Source organism: Thalassolituus sp. UBA3500 (assembly GCF_002377545.1).
Taxonomy (GTDB): Bacteria; Pseudomonadota; Gammaproteobacteria; order Pseudomonadales; family Oceanobacteraceae; genus Thalassolituus.
Genome location: NZ_DFQB01000026.1, coordinates 1 through 401, shown reverse-complemented (window position 1 = coordinate 401; position 401 = coordinate 1). Strand labels below are relative to the sequence as shown.

At 52.4% G+C, this 401-nt stretch carries 1 protein-coding gene; it reads left to right on the top strand.

What is annotated here, in order from left to right; all coding sequences use genetic code 11:
* A partial coding sequence (locus B2R29_RS06400) for an aspartate-semialdehyde dehydrogenase (RefSeq protein WP_301180289.1) occupies positions 1-373 on the top strand: 373 nt, incomplete at its 5' end.
* Between the last annotated feature and the right edge of the window lie 28 nt (positions 374-401).

Sequence of the window (401 nt, the reverse complement as noted above, 5' to 3'; positions counted from 1 at the left end):
CGAAGCGAACAAAATCATGGGGCGCAGCGATGATCAGGTTCCTGTCGATGGTCTGTGTGTTCGTGTTGGTGCGATGCGCTGTCACAGCCAGGCGATGACGCTGAAACTGAAGAAAGACATTCCGGTCAGTGAAATCGAAGAGATTCTCGCGGGTCACAATGACTGGGTAAAAGTCATCCCGAACGATCGCGACGCCAGTATGAATGAACTGACCCCAGCGAAAGTGACGGGTACCTTAAGTATCCCGGTAGGCCGTATTCGCAAGCTGAATATGGGGCCAGAATACATTTCTGCGTTCACTGTCGGCGATCAGCTCCTATGGGGCGCAGCTGAGCCACTTCGCAGAATGTTGCGCATTTTGTTGAATAAGTGATGAGAAAGCGGGGCATTTGCCCCGCTTT